Source organism: Paraburkholderia sp. GW821-FHT02A12 (genome assembly GCF_059422005.1).
Window position 1 is genome coordinate 3,236,689 of record NZ_JBWKWA010000001.1, and the last position, 16,778, is coordinate 3,253,466.

Consider the following 16,778-nt stretch of genomic DNA (forward strand, 5'->3'; position numbering starts at 1 on the left):
CCGTGTCTCCCGTCTCTCGTCGCCCTGCTCCCCATCCCATCAGCTATCGAAAGTCGAATCCGATCAATTTCTCTTTCTTGTAAATAGGAATGGTTATCATTTAGAATTAATCCATCGAATCGACCAACAGCAAAAACGAATGACCGATCTCACGCGCTCTTCCACGCTCAGTCTGCGCCGCCCGGCGGCCGCACTGACCAGCCGTCCGAAACCGTCGACGGCTACGGCCACCGCCACGAAGTCCGCCGCGAACCGTGTCAGCAGTTCAGGCGAGACATCGGATCGTGTCGTGCGCAGCGACGCACTGCTGCAAGGACATAGCCACGTCAGCATCCTCCATAACGGCGAAACCTACCAGTTGCGCGCCACGCGTCTGGGCAAGCTGATCCTGACGAAGTAACGAACAGAGGTAACTACCGGGTATTGTGGGGACCACCTCCTCGAGAGGTGTTGGGCATTAGCCAGCCACGACGGCTTGCACGTGAGAACTAGACCCCTTCGTGCAGACACCAAGCCAGCCGTCGCAGCCAGCCAGGCCGCTTTTTTGATTCTCATTTTGGTTCTTGTCTGGTTTGTCACCCAATGCGGATGCACGAAACGTCGTGTGTCGCAGATCAAGAAAATAAAAAGGCCGTGGGATGTTTTCATCTCCACGGCTTTTTTATGGCCCAAACGTGACGGTAATGCGCTTACTTCACGCTTGCTTCAATTACTTCGACGCCCAGCCCCAGAACATCAGCCACCATGCGCTATCGACCACGGCCAGCGCCGCGACGAACCACGCCATCGCGAGACCGCGCTGAACGAAGCGCTCGCTATAGCGGCGGGTGACCAGCCAGGCGAGCCAGGCGCTCCACAGGTTGGCGATCGCGAGAATGGCAATGCGCAGATCCGACGCCCACCAAAGTGGCACATGTTCCGCGCGCAGCAGCGACAGCGTGGTCGCCGACAGGCCGAGGAATACGCCCGCGCCGGCAATCGGAATCAGCCCTTGCGTCAAATGATGCAGACGCACGCTATTGAAACGCCCCAGCATGCGCGTTGCGCCCGTCAGCAGCACCAGCAGCGCGGTGCCGTACACCAGCGCCGTGGCGAGGATGTAGCCGATCACCATAGTGCCGTCGAGCCACGAGAACACGTCGTTCTGCTCGGGGTAGTGCGTGAACAGGAACCAGGGCACGTTGGTGTCGAGCGGCCAGGTGATGTCGTGATCGACCAGCCACGTGGCGAAGAACATCTTCAGGTCGACGAACCAGCGCGAAGCGGTCCAGTGGAACGCGCCGATCGCGATGCCGAGCAGACCGTACAGAATCAAGGCCGTGTCCCACGGGTTCGCCTTCTTGTCGCCGAGCTGCACCACTTCCGACGACGGCACACGCCACTTCAACGCAATCGCGTCGCGATGCCCGCTGCAACGGCCGCACATATGGCAGTCCGCCGCGCCCGTCATATTGCGCAACGGCACGAGCGGCGCGCAATTGATCGGAATCACGCGATGCCCATGCTCGCCGTTCTTGTACGAACGGCGCCATGCGTCTTCATCGACTTTGTAGTGAAACGGCGCGAGGCGCGCCAGAAGCGAAAAAACCCCGTTGACGGGGCACAGATATTTGCACCAGACGCGCTTCTCGCGTCCGTACAGCAAGCCGATGATCATCGCCGCGAAGGTCGAGCCGCCGAGCACCAGCAGCACCGCCTTGGGATACTGATAAACGCTCACCATCTGGCCGTAGATGGTGGTGAGGCCGAATGCGACGAAGGGCCAGCCGCCCCAGCGCATCCAGCGCGGAATCGCCCAGCCGCGGCCGTACTTGCTGGCGAACTCGGCGAGCGCGCCTTCCGGGCATAGCACGCCGCACCATACGCGGCCGAGCATCACCATCGAGAGCAGCACGAACGGCCACCAGATGCCCCAGAACACGAACTGCGCGGCAAGCGTCAGGTTATTCCACAGATGCGCGGTGTCGCCCGGCAGCGGCATCGCTGCCGGCACCAGAATCAGAAACGCGTACACCGCCACGACGACCCATTGAATGCCGCGAATCAGCCCGCCGTGACGCTGCATCCACTGACCGGCCGCAGCGAGGCGGCCTGGGCGCGTCATGACTGTACTCATGCCGCGCGCCCGGCGGCCTGCTGCGCCGGTTTGCGGTTCGCGCGACGCACCAGCAGATAGACGACCGCCCAGTACAGCGCGTAAGCGATCAGATTCATCAGCGCCGGATGCGCGCGATAGCCGGTGAGCGTGGCGACCAGCGAACCGAAGGTGTTCGAATCGTCGAGGATCGCCGACGAATTCCACATCTGGCCAACCAGCGTCGGCAGGATTTCCTTGTCGATTAGCTTGTCGACGCCGGTCTGGAACAGGCCCGCGCCGAGGAACAGCAGCATGATTTCGGTGACGCGGAAAAAGAGCCGCCACGAGAAGAACTTGCCGCCCAGCTGCAATGCGTAGAAGGTCAGGAGCGCGAGACCGAGGCCGATAAACACCGCGAGCATCTGGCCGCCGTCCACGTGCCCCGACTGGCCGAAGCCGAGGCCGTACAGGAAGATAACCGTTTCGCTGCCCTCACGCGCGATCGCCAGCGCGACCAGCAATGCCACGCCCCACCAGTTCGAGTCGCGCGTGCTCTTTTGCAGCGACTGTTCCATATCGCGCTTGAGCGACCGGCCATGCTGCTTCATCCACAGCACCATCTGCACGATCAGCACGCAGGCGACCAGCACCATAGCGGTCTGGAAATAATCCTGCGCGTCGCCGGACAGCACCTCGGTAAAGCCGACCAGCGCCGCGCCGAGCGCGACCGCTGCGATCACGCCGGCCGCGACGCCGCCCCACAAGTACGGCAAACCGCGGCGCGCGTCGTCGTCGCCATTCTTCAACCAAGCGTACAGGATGCCGACGACCAGCAACGCCTCGACACTTTCCCGCCATACGATGAACAACACCTGACCCATCTAGCCCTCCGTCTACTGCTGTGGCGAACACGCGATTCGATGTGCGCTCGCGGCCCAAGCCCTTACTTCGCGACGATCACGCCCTGCGCCTGCTGGTGGAAATCGTCGAAAAACTTGTACTCGCCCGCTTCCAGCGGCGCGATCACGACGAACGACTCCGCCCCCGGCGCCAGCACCTTTTCCTTGCGCAACTGAACGCTTTCGAACTCGGCCGCACCCTTGCCGGTATTGCGTATTTCGATCTTGATGCGCTGCCCTACGGGCACCTCGATACGTGCCGGATTCAGCTTGCCGTCATTCATTTCCAGCTTGAAGGTCAGCAAATCGGCCGCGTGCGCGGCGCCGGCCAGCGACGCCATCGTGGCGAGGATCGCGATCTTTCGGTTGATTCTCATTAGCCCTTCCGGAGAACGCGGCGCCAGGAGCCATCGCCCGCGCGCCGTCTGCTGCATTCATTCACTTCCGCGATGACCACGCGGGGCTCCGCGTGGCAAACCAAACCGTGAAGATCCGCGGCGATCAGTAACCGCCCTTCTTGCCGATACCCGCGAACGTGAAGTCGTATTCGAGCGTGATCGGCTTGAACCACTGACCCACGCCGGTTTCCTTGTCGACGTGGCGGCCGAACGCCATATGGCCGGTTTGCATCGGCGCTTCGACGACCATCTTCAGGTGATACTTGCCCGGGCCTTGCAGCTTGACGTTGTCGCCGTAATGCGGACCGTCGTTCGCGACCATCGCCATCATGTCGCCCTTCTGGGTCTGATTCGAACCGGCTTTCGTCAGTTCGTAGCGCACTTGCAGGTACGGCATCCAGTCGCCTTCGGCGAAACCGGTCGGGTTGTTCTTGACTGCGTGGATATCGGCCTCGAGGTGGACATCCGAATCCGACGCCTTGCGCATCATGCCTTCGGGTTCCATCGTGATCGGCTGCAGATACACCGCGCCGATTTCCATTCCGCCTTGAATCTGATGCTTGCCGATCGGGTATTCCGCTGCCGTTGCCGACAGAGCCGCGACTGCGGCCACCGCTGCGGCGCCACCACGCACAAATGAAGAAATCTGCATTGAAACTCCTTGTTTTTATCTGACTGGAACCGAAGCAATTGGAACAGTACGTTGCGTGTGTCTTGTCAGCGGACGCCGGCGCACTCGAACAAGCAGCAAGCGGACCCCGAACTGCATCTACGAACTGCATCTACGAACTGCATTTACGTAACCGCATTTACGTAACGTTAATGCGAACCATTCTCAATATTGGTCGAGTTTATCATTGATCGACAGCGAGAACAAATGGGGAAGCACGCCGAGCCTTATGCCAGCAGGGGCTTAAGGCAGGCTTAAGGAAGCGCGTGTGGACGTGTTTGGCGGGATGAGCGACGTCGATCGACAGAGCGCGGCACATTGCCGCGCCCAGAGCGGATAGGAAGGTTTAGTCGATGCCTGACACGTGATCGCCGACGTTCGCACCGAACACGCGTTGACGCAGCAACGCCAGCTGATCGCGGGTCTGCGCGGCCTTTTCGAACTCGAGATTTTTCGCGTGCTCCATCATCTGCTTTTCGAGACGCTTGAGTTCCTTGGCGAGCTGCTTCTCGGACATGTCCTCGAATTTCGCGCGGGTCTGCTGCTCTTTCAGCTCGGCGCGGGCGTCGTCGACGTTGTACACGCCGTCGATGATGTCGCGGATCCGCTTGACCACCCCGCGCGGCGTAATGCCGTTCGCGAGGTTGAAGGCGATCTGCCTGGCACGCCGCCGTTCGGTTTCGTCGATGGCGCGGCGCATCGAATCGGTCACTTTATCGGCGTAGAGAATCGCCTTGCCGTTCACGTTGCGCGCCGCCCGGCCGATGGTCTGGATCAGTGAACGCTCGGCGCGCAGGAAGCCTTCCTTGTCGGCGTCGAGGATCGCGACCAGCGAAACTTCCGGAATATCCAGCCCTTCGCGCAGCAGGTTGATCCCGACCAGCACGTCGAAGGTGCCGAGGCGCAGATCACGGATGATTTCGACCCGCTCGACCGTGTCGATGTCGCTGTGCAGATAGCGCACCTTGACGCCGTGGTCGGCCAGAAACTCGGTGAGCTGCTCGGCCATTCGCTTGGTCAGCACGGTAACCAGCACGCGATCGCCGACTTTGACGCGCTCGTTGATCTCGGCGAGCACGTCGTCGACCTGGCTGCGCGCCGGACGCACCTCGATTTCCGGATCGACGAGGCCAGTCGGACGCACCAGTTGCTCGGCCACCTGCCCCGCCGTCTTCTGCTCGTAATCGGCGGGTGTGGCCGACACGAACACCACCTGGCGCATCTTGCGCTCGAACTCGTTGAACTTGAGCGGCCGGTTATCGAGCGCCGACGGCAGGCGGAAACCGTAGTCCACCAGATTCTCTTTACGCGCGCGGTCGCCGTTGTACATGCCGTTCAACTGACCGATCAGCACGTGCGATTCATCGAGCAGCATCAACGCGTCCGACGGCAGGTAATCGACCAGCGTGGGCGGCGGCTCGCCCGGCGCGGCGCCCGAGAAGTGCCGCGAGTAGTTCTCGATGCCCTTGCAGAAACCCAGCTCCTGGAGCATTTCCAGATCGAAGCGGGTGCGCTGCTCGAGCCGCTGCGCTTCGACCAGTTTGCCTTCGCTATAGAAGAATTCGAGCCGCTCGCGCAGTTCGTTCTTGATAGTTTCGACCGCGCGGACCACGGTGTCGCGCGGCGTCACATAGTGCGACGACGGATACACGGTGAAACGCGGAATCTTCTGGCGCACGCGGCCGGTGAGCGGATCGAACAGTTGCAGCGTCTCGACTTCGTCGTCGAACAGTTCGACGCGCACCGCCATTTCCGCGTGTTCCGCCGGGAAAATGTCGATCGTGTCGCCGCGCACACGGAACGAACCGCGCTGGAAGTCGGCTTCGTTGCGGTTGTACTGCATCGCGATCAGCCGCGCGATGATGTCGCGCTGGCCGAGCTTGTCGCCGGTACGCAGCGTCAGAATCATCTGGTGGTATTCGGACGGATTGCCGATACCGTAGATCGCGGAAACCGTCGCGACGATCACCACGTCGCGCCGCTCCATCAGGCTCTTGGTAGCCGACAGCCGCATCTGCTCGATGTGCTCGTTGATCGACGAATCCTTCTCGATGAACAGGTCACGCTGCGGCACGTACGCTTCCGGCTGATAGTAGTCATAGTACGAGACGAAGTATTCGACCGCATTGCGCGGGAAGAACTCTCGGAACTCCGAGTAAAGCTGGGCGGCAAGCGTCTTGTTTGGCGCGAACACGATCGCCGGGCGGCCGAGCCGCGCGATGGTGTTGGCCATCGTGAAGGTTTTGCCGGAACCGGTCACGCCGAGCAGCGTCTGGAACGACAGGCCGTCCTCAATGCCCTCGACGAGCGTGTCGATCGCCGTCGGCTGATCGCCGGCCGGCGGATACGGCTGGTAGAGCTGGAACGGCGAGTCTTCGAACGTAACGAATTTGGATTCGTCGAGCGTATCGTCGACTTCAGTCAGATGGTGTTCGGACATGTGGGCGGCACCGGGCCTTGGGCAAAGGACTATTCTAGCGTTTTGCGTGAGCGCGGGCTGAGCGGGTCTGCGTAAGGTCTGCGGGGTTCGCCGGGCTGTTCCGAGGCCCCCGGCCTAAGTGGCCGGCGCGGCGCTCATCAGGCGCTGTGGCGCCTTTTGCCGGACTGCTGCCCGGCCGTTGCCCGACCATTGCCGGGCCGATTCGGCGTAGGCCCGTCACAGCCACCTGGCGCCGGAGTGCCTGTTTTTCAAGCAAATAATTCGGTTTTTACGGCCTTTCTAGCCCGAAAAGTGCCCGCGGATTCGCTACAATGCCAAGTTGCGCTCGCTCGCCGCTGCCCGCCGCCCGTCTGCAATTTTCTGCCAGACACTTCAAGCCAGGTCGCCCGCGCTCGAAGCCACCCCTCTTTTTACTACTGCTGCCCACCCATCATGTCTCTGTTCTCCGCCGTCGAACTTGCTCCCCGCGACCCGATTCTGGGCCTGAACGAAGCTTTCAACGCCGATGCGCGCGCCACCAAGGTCAACCTTGGCGTTGGCGTGTACTTCAATGAAGAAGGCAAGATTCCGCTGCTGCGCGCCGTGCGCGACGCGGAAAAGGCTCGCGTCGAAGCCGCGTTGCCGCGCGGCTATCTGCCGATCGAAGGCATTGCCGCCTACGACGCCGCCGTGCAGAAGCTGCTGCTCGGCAACGACTCGCCGCTGATCGCCGCGGGCCGCGTCGTGACGGCACAGGCACTGGGTGGCACGGGCGCGCTGAAAATCGGCGCCGACTTCCTGAAGCGTCTGAACCCGAACGCCAAGGTCGCGATCAGCGATCCGAGCTGGGAAAACCACCGTGCGCTGTTCGAAAGCGCCGGCTTCGAAGTCGTGTCGTACCCATACTACGACGCGCACACCCACGGCGTGAACTTCGAAGGCATGCTGAGCGCGTTGAACAGCTATGCCGCGGGCACGGTCGTCGTGCTGCACGCGTGCTGCCACAACCCGACCGGCGTCGATCTGAGCGTCGAGCAATGGAAGCAGGTGGTCGAAGTCGTCAAGGCGCGAAACCTCGTGCCGTTCCTCGACATCGCCTATCAAGGTTTCGGCGATGACATCGAATCGGACGCCGCAGCAGTGCGTCTGTTCGCTGCCAAGGAACTGAACGCGTTCGTGTCGTCGTCGTTCTCGAAGTCGTTCTCGCTGTACGGCGAGCGCGTCGGCGCACTGTCGATCATCACGGCAGGCAAGGAAGAAGCCGCCCGCGTGCTGTCGCAACTGAAGCGCGTGATCCGCACGAACTACTCGAACCCGCCGACGCACGGCGGCTCAGTGGTCGCAGCGGTACTCGCCTCGCCCGAACTGCGCGCCACGTGGGAAACGGAACTCGCCGAAATGCGCGACCGTATCCGCGCAATGCGCAACGGTCTGGTCGAGCGCCTGAAGGCAAGCGGCGTGGATCGCGACTTCAGCTTCGTGAACGCGCAACGCGGCATGTTCTCGTACTCGGGTCTGACGGCGCCGCAAGTGGACCGCCTGCGCGAAGAGTTCGGCATCTATGCTGTGAGCACGGGCCGCATCTGCGTGGCTGCGCTGAATACGCGCAACCTCGACGTGGTGGCTAACGCGATCGCTCACGTGCTGAAGTAAAGCTTTCCAAAGCGCACGCGCTGATTGCATGCGCTTTGCTGAAACTGATTGTAGAAATGGCGCCCTTCCTGAACTGCACCCCAAAAGCGTGGACGAGTGTCCAACTCTTGGGGTGCAGTTCATTCCCCGGGCGCCGTTTTCATTTGCCGCTGACTACGGCTCTATCGCTTCAGCGCGCATCCCGGTGAATATCGTGCGTGACAAAACCCGCGTCGTTCTCGGGCATGTCCAGCCAATCGGGTTGCTCAAGCGAGCGGCGGATATCCTGCAAACCGCTTTCCCAGTGCTCGCGCATCGTCGTCAGGCCGAACTGAAAGTCCTTGAAGTGCCCTTCGTATTCCTTCTGCCGATAGATGAGGTGGATCACGTTGTAGCGCTTCGAACACGATAGCTCGTCGGCCAGCTTGCACCACGGATCGTCTCGCTGATCGGCCGGCACGCGGTCGAGCACCTCGCGCAACACATGCCGGAAACGCTGCGAGCGTTGCAGCATGTCGGTCACGAGACGCGTGCGGCTCGAATACTGAATGTCCTTCACGCGCCCCTGGACGTCGGTGATGTTGTCCGGCACCGGCCCGATCGCGCTCCAGAGATCGACCTGAAACGCGAGCGTGTCGCGGCGCGGCGTGGTCTGGATCACTTCGTAGAGCGGCGTGTTCGACATCAAGCCGCCGTCCCAGTAGTACTGGCCGTCGATTTCAACCGCCGCAAAGCCCGGCGGCAACGCGCCCGACGCCATGAAATGCTCCGGCTTCAGTTTCGTGTGCGTGTTATCGAAGTACGCGAAATTACCGGTGCCACAATTCACCGCGCCGACCGACACGCGTGTTTCGCCCGAATTGATCCGGTCGAAATCGCACATCGCTTCAAGTGTCGCTTTCAGCGGCGTGGTGTCGTAGTAGCTGGCCATTTGCGGCGGCCCCGACACGGTGGGCAACGGCGGCGGGAAACGCGGCACGAAAAAGCCCTTCTGCCCTTCCACGATCGCGCCCATGGCCTGCGTCGCCGTGAAAGCTTTACGCACGGCCTCGCTGGAGTTGAAGAGTGCGTGCTCGATGAAGGCCGGCAGCGGCGGCCCGAAAGCCGGCTGACAGATCGTCTCCCAGAATTGCCGCAGCCGTTCTACGCGCTTGCCCGGCGGATTGCCGGCAATGACGGCCGTGTTCAACGCCCCGATCGAAATGCCGGCGAGCCAGTTCGGCTCGATGCCTGCTTCGTAAAGACCTTGAAAGACACCAGCCTGATAGGCACCGAGCGCACCGCCGCCTTGCAGCATCAGCGCGACGGTTTCGTAGTTGGGCAATTCGAGGTGCCGGCTGGGATGGGCGGCGGCCGCAGGGCCGGCGCCCCCGCCATCCCCAGGCGCGCCGACGCGTGCCTGCTTGAGATTGCGTTGCGCCATGGGCGCCTCCTTATTGCATGTACCAGCCGTGGCTCACAATAAAGGACTGACCGGTCAGCGCCGCAGTCGGGAAAGTGGACAGGAACAGCACCGTCTGCGCGACGTCTTCCACCGTGGTGAAGATGCCGTCGACCGTGCCGCCCAGCATCACGCGCTTGACCACCTCTTCCTCGCCGATGCCGAGTTCCTTGGCTTGCTCGGGAATCTGCTTGTCGACCAGCGGAGTGCGCACGAAACCCGGACACACGACGTGCGAGCGCACGTTGTGCTTCGCGCCTTCCTTCGCCAATACGCGCGACAGACCCAGCAACGCATGCTTGGCCGTTACATAGGCGGACTTCAGCGGCGACGCTTCGTGGGAATGGACCGAACCCATGTAGATCACGATGCCGCCGCGATCGTCCTTGTACATGTGTTTGAGCGCTGCCTTGGTGGTGAGGAACGCGCCGTCCACATGGATCGCCTGCATCTTCTTCCAGTCGGAAAACGAGTAGTTTTCGATCGGATTGACGATCTGAATGCCGGCGTTGGAAATCAGAATATCGACCGAGCCGAGCTCGGCGGCGACCTTGTCGATCCCCTGGTTGACGGCATCTTCGTTGGTCACGTCCATCGCGACGCCGATTGCCTTGCCGCCGCCCGCTTTGATTTCTTCAGCGACGGCGTTCGCGCCGTCCTGGTTCAGGTCAGCAATCGCGACCGCGGCGCCCGCCGCGGAAAGCGTCAGCGCAATTTGCTTACCGATGCCGCTCGCGGCGCCGGTAACCACCGCGACCTTGCCATTCAGATTCGTGTTCAGTGACGACATCCAGAACCTCCATGCAGTTGATGAGCAATGACACCACGAGCCGCAGGCGGCGTGAAGTCAGCCAGACGGCATAGGCCGTCCGGCCGGATGCTGCACTGCGGCCAACGCTGCTATTGTGCATGAACCGTGTGAAGCACATCTGGAAAACGCACATCGGGCTTTATCTCTTTAAACTGGACGTCTCAGCGGGATTCCAGCGGCATCACTACCAAGGAGGCATGCATGAATTATCGACGTCTGGGCCGTTCCGGCCTGCAAGTCAGCGAACTGTCCATTGGCTCATGGGTCACCTACGGCAATCAGGTCGGCAGCCATGCGGCGCGCGAATCGCTCGCCGCCGCGCGCGGTGCGGGAGTCAACTTCTTCGACAACGCCGAGGTGTACGCCGGCGGTCAATCCGAAGAAATCATGGGCCAGGCGCTCAAAGAACTGGCATGGCCACGCGTGAGCTACGTAGTGTCGACGAAATTTTTCTGGGGTCTGGAAGAGACGCCGAATCAGTACCACACGCTGAACCGCAAGTATCTGCTGAACGCGATCGACGCCTCCCTCAAACGCCTGCAACTCGATTATGTCGATCTGGTGTTCTGTCACCGTCCTGACCCGAACACGCCGGTCGAGGAAACCGTCTGGGCGATGAGCGATATGATCGCGCGCGGCAAGGCGCTGTACTGGGGCACGTCCGAATGGAGCGCTGATGAAATCCGCGCCGCTTATGAGATTGCCGAGCGGCATCATCTGCACAAGCCTGTTATGGAACAGCCGCAGTACAACCTGTTCCACCGCAAACGCGTCGAGCAGGAATACAAACGCCTTTACGAGGACATCGGCCTCGGGCTGACAACCTGGAGCCCGCTCGCGTCCGGTCTCCTCACCGGCAAGTACCGCGACGGCGTGCCCGCCGACAGCCGCGCGCAGTTGCAAGGCTACGAGTGGCTGCGCAAGCAGGTGACCGACGCCGGCAAGAACAACGTGGTCGGCAAGCTCGGCCAAGTGGCCGACGAACTGGGCTGCACGGTCGGCCAACTGGCGATTGCGTGGATTCTGAAGAATCCGCATGTGAGCACGGTCATCACCGGCGCGTCGCGAGTCGAGCAGATCGCCGAGAACATGGCCTCGGCGGAGGTCGCGGAGCGCATCACGCCGGAAGTGAAGCAGCGGATCGAGGAGATCATCGGCGACGCTTACAGCTAGGACCAGGCAGGACCAGGCAAAACCAGGCGGCCGCCGGACCGCTCGAGCGCGGCCCGCACAGCATTCGGGCCGTGTCGCGCGGGACGCGCTACGGTGTGCAGCGCGGCGTCGCGTACAATACGCGACCGCGCCGCACACCGGTTGTGCCGCCGCATTGCATCAGCATCGCCGAATCCGCCCTGGACCGGCACGCCCTCTTTCAGCGTCTCCTCATCATGCTCAGCTACCGCCACGCCTTTCATGCAGGCAACCACGCCGACGTTCTGAAACACGCCGTCGTGTTGCAGCTACTGCGCTATCTCGGCCAGAAGGACAAAGCCTACTGGTATATCGACACACACGCGGGCGCCGGCGTTTATTCGTTGAAGGAAGGCTACGCGACCAAAACCGGCGAGTTTCAGACCGGCATCGCCAAACTGTGGGAACGCAACGACTTGCCGCCGATCTTCGCCGACTACGTCGACGAAGTGAGCGCGCTGAATCCGGACGGCCAGTTGCGCTTCTATCCGGGCTCGCCGTACATCGCGTGGCGGCAGATGCGCGAGCAGGACCGCATGCGTCTGTTCGAACTGCACACCACCGAAATCGACGTGCTGCGCCACAACTTTCGCGATGCGGGCCGGCGCGCGATGCTCTACGCGGGCGACGGCTTCGACGGCATTCTCGCACTGCTGCCGCCGGCGCCGCGCCGCGCGCTGGTACTGCTCGACCCGTCGTATGAAGACAAGCGCGACTACACGCGCACATTGCGCTGCGTCGAAGAGAGCCTGAAGCGCTTTCCGACCGGCACTTACGCGGTCTGGTACCCGCAAGTGAAGCGCCCCGAATCGCAGCGCTTTCCCGACCAGTTGAAGAAGCTGCAGGAGCGCAACTGGCTGCATGTGAGCCTGACCGTCAGCAATCCGCCGGCCGACGGTTTCGGCCTGTTCGGCAGCGGCATGTTCATCCTGAATCCGCCGTACACGCTGGCAAAAATACTGAAGGAGCAACTGCCCTGGTTGGTCAATGCGCTCGGTCAGGACAAGGCGGCGCAGTTCAAGGTCGAATACCGCGGCGACTGATCTTTCTTGCATGCGGTGCGCCGCCGCAGCGGTACGGCGCGCGGCCTGACGGTGAGCGACTTAAGCCGCTAAACCGCTCACTTGAGTTGCGCCGCGGCCTTGCGAACGAAGTCGTTGGTATAGGTTGCGTTCAGGTCGATCTTTTTCGGATCGAGCCGGTTATCGAACGACGACAGCGCGCGCAACGCGGTGGCCGGGCCGTCCGCGGGCATCAGGCCGTCCGGCGAATATGCGTCGCGCACGTTGTGGAAGGCTTCCACGTAGAGCGCCGAGTCGTTGAGCAGATAGGCCGGCGGCACCATCTTCAGCAGGTCGGCGTCGCTCGCGCTCTGCAGCCAGTGGTCGGCGCGCACGATGGCGTTGGCGAGCGCCTGCGTCGTCTTCGGATACTTCTGAATGAAGCTCTCGGAGGCATATAGCGTCGCTGCCGGCATCGTCCCGCCGAATACCTCTTGCGTGCCCTTCACCGTGCGCGTGTCGACCAGCACCTTGATCGCGCCGCTGCGCTGCAGCTTGGTCATCATCGGATCGACGTTGGACAGCGCGTCGATCTGACCGCCGCTTACCGCGGCCAGTACCGTCGCACCACTGCCAACACCGATCGCCGAAATCTCGTTGCGCTGCACGCCGGCCTTGCGCAAGGCCACGGTCAGCACCAGATCGGTCGACGAACCCGGCGCGCTCACGCCGACTTTCGCGCCCTTGAAGTCCGCCAGCGTCTTGATCTGATCGGCCTTCGACTTCACCACCGCAACGACGATCTGCGGCGCGCGGCCCATCAGCGCGAATGCGCGGTAGTGCTGCCCTTTCGCCTGCATGAACAGCGTGTGCTCGAATGCGCCGGCGCCCACGTCGGCGCTGCCTCCCACTACCGCTTCCAGGGCCTTTGATCCGCCCGCGAAATCTTCGAGGGTGACGTCGAGCCCTTCGTCTTTGAAGTATCCCAACTGCTGCGCCGCGAGCACCGGCAAATAGTAAAGACCCGGCAAGCCGCCGACGGCCATCGTCAGCGTGGATTTTTCCGGTGTGTCCTTGGCGAGCGCAACGCCGGGGAGCGCGACGAGCGCGATCAGCGTGGCGCAGGCGGCACGCTGCATCCAGTGAGTAAGCATTTCGATGTCTCCTTGTTCTGTTTTCGTTCGATGCGGCGGCGCAGCGCAATGTGCATGGTCCACGTCGTCAGCGAGAGACCGCGTAACGATTGTCATCGGACGGTTTCGCCCGCGCCATGCGCCGAAACCCGAATGGCTCGATGCAATGCGCGTGATCCGAAGGCGCGCGTTGACGCGTGGCGGCGCCGCGCAGGGCTCGCCGCTCGGAACCGCTCGAAACGTTAACGGATCACAGAGGAACTACAGAGGAGCATCGCGCGGAAGACGCTTATTGCGGACGTAGCGCCGGGCGAGGCTGTGGTTGTGGCTGCGCCTGTGGTTGCGACTGCGGGGCTGCCCTGCCGACAGGCAACTGGACGTACGGCGCGACAACGATCGGTATCGACGAATTCGGCGCCAGTTCGGTGGGCGCAGCGATTGGCTGTGCTTCGACGATCCGCTGCCGCGAAAGCGGCGCGGTTTGCAGCACGGTGCCGCTCTGGCCGTCGCTAATGCCGCTCTGCGTGTCGAGGATCAACGGCTTGCCGCCGTTGCTCGACGCGGCGAAAGTTGCCGGTACTGCGAGAACCGTTGTCAGCGATGCCGCGATGGCGGCAGCCAGAATGGAGTGGAGCGAGCGAGCAGGAAGCATGACCGGGCCGGATAAGTTTTGAGAATGCCGGATTGCGCAAAAAAACGCTTTACCTTACCGCGGTGACAACCTTCAGGCTAGTCGATATTGGCCTGCAGACGCTTGTCGGGCACAGATTACCCGCAATCCGGGAAGCCCAGATGTGACAAAGCCCCGTCTATACGGGGCTCAACGCTGTACTGCTATGGCCGCGCAACATGCGCTGCCGGGTCAAACTTTGATGCTCGCGCTGCTTACAACGAGTAGCCGTTGGTTTCGAGCGAGCGGATGCGTTGCTCAAGCTGAACGATATCCGACGACGAGGCCAGATAGGCTTCACGGCGGCTACGTTCTGCGGTTTCAAACCAGATGCTCAGCTTTTCAAGAAGGTATGCAAACATGATGTTCTCCAAGGATCAGATTGAATCCCCGGTGAGTTATGCATCAGGGATTTCCCGTAAAAGGGTTAACCCGGATTATAACCTTCTGGTGCAACCTTGCTAGTGAAATGCCCGCATGACGTGCATTCCGTTTTGGAATGGTGCACGCAAATTGGGCATGTAAGTTTTTGATTTTATGAGAGGTATTACGGATTTTCGATGTTGACGGAATTATCCGCATCAAAACAGCACAATATTGGTGCATACGCGTGACAGGTTGCAACAAATCCCTCGTTGGGTTGCGCCCCACCCCTTAACTCGGATGACAACCCTTCCCCGACACCAGATCCGTATCCGCAAGCCGCTCGATAATCGGGCAGTCCGGACGCTCGTCGCCGTGGCAATGATCGGCCAGATGCGCCAACGTGTCGCGCATATCGGTGAGCTCGGCGATGCGGCGATCCAGATCCGCGACGTGTTCAAGCGCAATCGCCTTGACTTCGGCACTGGCGCGCGATCGATCGTGCCACAGCGCCAGCAGCCGGCGAATGTCTTCGACCAGAAAACCGAGCCGGCGAGCCTGCCGGATGAAGCGCAGCGAATGCACCTCCGGCGTTCCATAGACGCGATAACCGGCGCTCGTGCGCGCCTTTGCTGCCAGCAAACCGACGCTTTCGTAGTAGCGAATCATTTTCGCCGTGACGCCCGACGCGCGGGCCGCTGCACCAATGTTCATGACTGTTTCCCCAATATGTGCGTCGATCGTACACCTTCCCATAATGGGAAGGTCAGCCACTCAAGTGCGCATCGGCAGGCATAATTCAACCATCGCGACATTCATTTTTCCGAGGCAATCCAGATGACGATCGAATTCCAGGTAGAAGGCATGAGCTGTCAGCATTGCGTGGCGGCGGTCACCCAGGCGATCCGTGAACACGACGGCGCCGCGCAGGTGCAGGTCGATCTGGCAACCGGCCGCGTGGCGGTCGAATCTACGCAGCCGGCCGAAATGCTGAAGGCCGCCATCGACGAGGCCGGTTACACGGTCACGAACGTGGCCAGCGGCGCGGCCCGCTAAGGCGCGCTCCTGTCATGTTCAAAGTCGCAGTCATTGGTGCGTCCGGCCTGCTTGGCCGCGCGCTCGTCAGTGAACTGGCGCTGCAAACCGGCTGGCAAGTTGTCGCCACGGCATTCAGCCGGCCCGGCCCGAACACGGTCGCGCTCGATATTCGCGACGCGCAGGCGGTCGACCAGTTTGTCGAGCGCGAAGCGCCGGATGCGCTCGTGATTGCGGCGGCAGAGCGTCGTCCGGATGTGTGCGAGCACGATCCGGCGCTCGCCCGTGCGCTGAACGTCGATGCGGTGCGCACCTTGGCCGCGGCGGCCAAACGGCGCGGCGCGTGGACGCTGTCGATCTCCACCGACTACGTGTTCGACGGCGCTCACCCGCCCTACCAGCATGATTCCGAGCCCGCGCCGCTCAATGCCTATGGGCGCAGCAAGCTCGAAGGCGAGCGAGCGCTGGCGGAGACGACCGATCTCGGTTGCGTGCTGCGTTTACCGCTGCTGTTTGGGCCGATCGTCAGTTGGGCAGAATCGGCAGTGACGAGTCTCGTGCCGGCGATCGCCGCGTCGGCTTCGCTCAATGGCGAGGCTGCCGTCATGGATGCATGGGCGATCCGTTATCCAACGTTCACGCCGGACGTCGCGTTTGTGATCCGGCAAATGCTCGAATGGCATGCGCATGGTCAAGCGATTCGCGGCATCGTGCAATGGTCGGGCGACGAACCGATGACCAAGTACGAGATCGCCCTGCGTCTCGCCGAAGCGCTGCAACTCGATGCGCAACTGACGCCGCAGCACACGCCCACCGACGCGACTCCGCGTCCGCATAACTGCCACCTTGCTTCGAGCCGGCTCGAGGTGCTCGGCATTGGCCGCCGCACGCCGTTCGACACCGCGATCCGGCAGGTGCTGGCCAGCTTTCCATGGCGAGGCGATACAGGCAATACGGGCAATACGGGCAATACGGGCAATACGGGCGATACAGGCGATGCAGGCGATAAGCCGGCCTAGCATCTGGCATGCAACGTCA

At 62.0% G+C, this 16,778-nt stretch carries 17 protein-coding genes; 6 read left to right on the forward strand and 11 right to left on the reverse strand.

Annotated elements, in window-relative coordinates; genetic code table 11:
* Positions 1-139: 139 nt before the first annotated feature.
* Positions 140-400, forward strand: coding sequence for a hemin uptake protein HemP (gene hemP / locus AC07WT_RS14690; protein ID WP_494947569.1), 261 nt, complete (start codon positions 140-142; stop codon positions 398-400).
* Positions 401-709: 309 nt separating this feature from the next.
* Here hemP and AC07WT_RS14695 read toward each other — a convergent pair whose 3' ends face one another.
* The 5 genes from AC07WT_RS14695 to uvrB form a co-directional block, all read right to left on the reverse strand.
* Entirely contained in the window at positions 710-2,116 is a 1,407-nt protein-coding gene (locus tag AC07WT_RS14695) for a 4Fe-4S binding protein (RefSeq protein ID WP_494947570.1), read from the reverse strand.
* The gene (locus AC07WT_RS14700) at positions 2,113-2,958 is read right to left on the reverse strand and encodes an FTR1 family iron permease (RefSeq protein ID WP_494947571.1); all 846 of its coding nucleotides are present in this window, start codon (positions 2,956-2,958) and stop codon (positions 2,113-2,115) included. The genes AC07WT_RS14695 and AC07WT_RS14700 overlap by 4 nt, the downstream gene beginning before the upstream one ends.
* A gap of 62 nt (positions 2,959-3,020) precedes the next feature.
* A complete protein-coding gene (locus AC07WT_RS14705; protein WP_492595517.1) occupies positions 3,021-3,353 on the reverse strand; it encodes a cupredoxin domain-containing protein in 333 nt (110 codons plus the stop codon).
* Positions 3,354-3,477: 124 nt separating this feature from the next.
* Positions 3,478-4,026, reverse strand: coding sequence for an iron transporter (locus tag AC07WT_RS14710; RefSeq protein WP_492595516.1), 549 nt, complete (start codon positions 4,024-4,026; stop codon positions 3,478-3,480).
* A gap of 364 nt (positions 4,027-4,390) precedes the next feature.
* Entirely contained in the window at positions 4,391-6,484 is a 2,094-nt protein-coding gene (uvrB, locus tag AC07WT_RS14715) for an excinuclease ABC subunit UvrB (RefSeq protein ID WP_494947572.1), read from the reverse strand.
* Between the two features lie 432 nt (positions 6,485-6,916).
* Between uvrB and AC07WT_RS14720 the strand changes: the two genes are divergently transcribed.
* The gene (locus tag AC07WT_RS14720) at positions 6,917-8,116 is read left to right on the forward strand and encodes an amino acid aminotransferase (RefSeq protein ID WP_494947573.1); all 1,200 of its coding nucleotides are present in this window, start codon (positions 6,917-6,919) and stop codon (positions 8,114-8,116) included.
* A gap of 169 nt (positions 8,117-8,285) precedes the next feature.
* On the opposite strand, the gene AC07WT_RS14725 is transcribed toward AC07WT_RS14720, so the two are convergent.
* Both AC07WT_RS14725 and AC07WT_RS14730 read right to left on the reverse strand, forming a co-directional pair.
* Positions 8,286-9,518 carry a DUF3734 domain-containing protein gene (locus tag AC07WT_RS14725; RefSeq protein ID WP_494947574.1) on the reverse strand — a complete coding sequence of 411 codons (1,233 nt, stop codon included), beginning with the start codon at positions 9,516-9,518 and terminating at the stop codon, positions 8,286-8,288.
* Positions 9,519-9,528: 10 nt separating this feature from the next.
* Entirely contained in the window at positions 9,529-10,326 is a 798-nt protein-coding gene (locus AC07WT_RS14730) for a 3-hydroxybutyrate dehydrogenase (RefSeq protein WP_492595512.1), read from the reverse strand.
* A 222-nt stretch (positions 10,327-10,548) separates the two neighbouring features.
* Between AC07WT_RS14730 and AC07WT_RS14735 the strand changes: the two genes are divergently transcribed.
* Complete coding sequence (locus tag AC07WT_RS14735; protein WP_494947575.1) at positions 10,549-11,520, forward strand: potassium channel beta subunit family protein; 972 nt, start codon at positions 10,549-10,551, stop codon at positions 11,518-11,520.
* A 215-nt stretch (positions 11,521-11,735) separates the two neighbouring features.
* Entirely contained in the window at positions 11,736-12,581 is an 846-nt protein-coding gene (locus AC07WT_RS14740) for a 23S rRNA (adenine(2030)-N(6))-methyltransferase RlmJ (RefSeq protein ID WP_492595510.1), read from the forward strand.
* A gap of 77 nt (positions 12,582-12,658) precedes the next feature.
* Here the strand turns inward: AC07WT_RS14740 and AC07WT_RS14745 are convergent, their stop codons facing one another.
* From AC07WT_RS14745 to cueR, 4 genes are all read right to left on the reverse strand, one after another.
* Positions 12,659-13,693 carry an ABC transporter substrate-binding protein gene (locus AC07WT_RS14745; protein ID WP_494947576.1) on the reverse strand — a complete coding sequence of 345 codons (1,035 nt, stop codon included), beginning with the start codon at positions 13,691-13,693 and terminating at the stop codon, positions 12,659-12,661.
* A gap of 268 nt (positions 13,694-13,961) precedes the next feature.
* Positions 13,962-14,324, reverse strand: coding sequence for a hypothetical protein (locus AC07WT_RS14750; protein WP_494947577.1), 363 nt, complete (start codon positions 14,322-14,324; stop codon positions 13,962-13,964).
* Positions 14,325-14,557: 233 nt separating this feature from the next.
* Complete coding sequence (locus tag AC07WT_RS14755) at positions 14,558-14,704, reverse strand: DUF3563 family protein (protein WP_492595507.1); 147 nt, start codon at positions 14,702-14,704, stop codon at positions 14,558-14,560.
* 292 nt (positions 14,705-14,996) lie between these two features.
* Positions 14,997-15,419 (reverse strand): Cu(I)-responsive transcriptional regulator, encoded by a 423-nt coding sequence (gene cueR, locus AC07WT_RS14760; RefSeq protein ID WP_492595506.1) that lies wholly within the window; start codon positions 15,417-15,419, stop codon positions 14,997-14,999.
* A gap of 123 nt (positions 15,420-15,542) precedes the next feature.
* On the opposite strand from cueR, the gene AC07WT_RS14765 reads away from it, so the two are divergent.
* Entirely contained in the window at positions 15,543-15,761 is a 219-nt protein-coding gene (locus AC07WT_RS14765; RefSeq protein ID WP_492595505.1) for a heavy-metal-associated domain-containing protein, read from the forward strand.
* Between the two features lie 14 nt (positions 15,762-15,775).
* Positions 15,776-16,759 (forward strand): dTDP-4-dehydrorhamnose reductase family protein, encoded by a 984-nt coding sequence (locus AC07WT_RS14770; protein WP_494947578.1) that lies wholly within the window; start codon positions 15,776-15,778, stop codon positions 16,757-16,759.
* Positions 16,760-16,778: the final 19 nt, after the last annotated feature.

Bases quoted from the DNA above. Each gene is read 5' to 3' on its own strand.
- hemP (WP_494947569.1), top strand. From the start codon at position 140: ATGACCGATCTCACGCGCTCTTCCACGCTCAGTCTGCGCCGCCCGGCG.
- AC07WT_RS14695 (WP_494947570.1), bottom strand. From the start codon at position 2,116: ATGAGTACAGTCATGACGCGCCCAGGCCGCCTCGCTGCGGCCGGTCAG.
- AC07WT_RS14700 (WP_494947571.1), bottom strand. From the start codon at position 2,958: ATGGGTCAGGTGTTGTTCATCGTATGGCGGGAAAGTGTCGAGGCGTTG.
- AC07WT_RS14705 (WP_492595517.1), bottom strand. From the start codon at position 3,353: ATGAGAATCAACCGAAAGATCGCGATCCTCGCCACGATGGCGTCGCTG.
- AC07WT_RS14710 (WP_492595516.1), bottom strand. From the start codon at position 4,026: ATGCAGATTTCTTCATTTGTGCGTGGTGGCGCCGCAGCGGTGGCCGCA.
- uvrB (WP_494947572.1), bottom strand. From the start codon at position 6,484: ATGTCCGAACACCATCTGACTGAAGTCGACGATACGCTCGACGAATCC.
- AC07WT_RS14720 (WP_494947573.1), top strand. From the start codon at position 6,917: ATGTCTCTGTTCTCCGCCGTCGAACTTGCTCCCCGCGACCCGATTCTG.
- AC07WT_RS14725 (WP_494947574.1), bottom strand. From the start codon at position 9,518: ATGGCGCAACGCAATCTCAAGCAGGCACGCGTCGGCGCGCCTGGGGAT.
- AC07WT_RS14730 (WP_492595512.1), bottom strand. From the start codon at position 10,326: ATGTCGTCACTGAACACGAATCTGAATGGCAAGGTCGCGGTGGTTACC.
- AC07WT_RS14735 (WP_494947575.1), top strand. From the start codon at position 10,549: ATGAATTATCGACGTCTGGGCCGTTCCGGCCTGCAAGTCAGCGAACTG.
- AC07WT_RS14740 (WP_492595510.1), top strand. From the start codon at position 11,736: ATGCTCAGCTACCGCCACGCCTTTCATGCAGGCAACCACGCCGACGTT.
- AC07WT_RS14745 (WP_494947576.1), bottom strand. From the start codon at position 13,693: ATGCTTACTCACTGGATGCAGCGTGCCGCCTGCGCCACGCTGATCGCG.
- AC07WT_RS14750 (WP_494947577.1), bottom strand. From the start codon at position 14,324: ATGCTTCCTGCTCGCTCGCTCCACTCCATTCTGGCTGCCGCCATCGCG.
- AC07WT_RS14755 (WP_492595507.1), bottom strand. From the start codon at position 14,704: ATGTTTGCATACCTTCTTGAAAAGCTGAGCATCTGGTTTGAAACCGCA.
- cueR (WP_492595506.1), bottom strand. From the start codon at position 15,419: ATGAACATTGGTGCAGCGGCCCGCGCGTCGGGCGTCACGGCGAAAATG.
- AC07WT_RS14765 (WP_492595505.1), top strand. From the start codon at position 15,543: ATGACGATCGAATTCCAGGTAGAAGGCATGAGCTGTCAGCATTGCGTG.
- AC07WT_RS14770 (WP_494947578.1), top strand. From the start codon at position 15,776: ATGTTCAAAGTCGCAGTCATTGGTGCGTCCGGCCTGCTTGGCCGCGCG.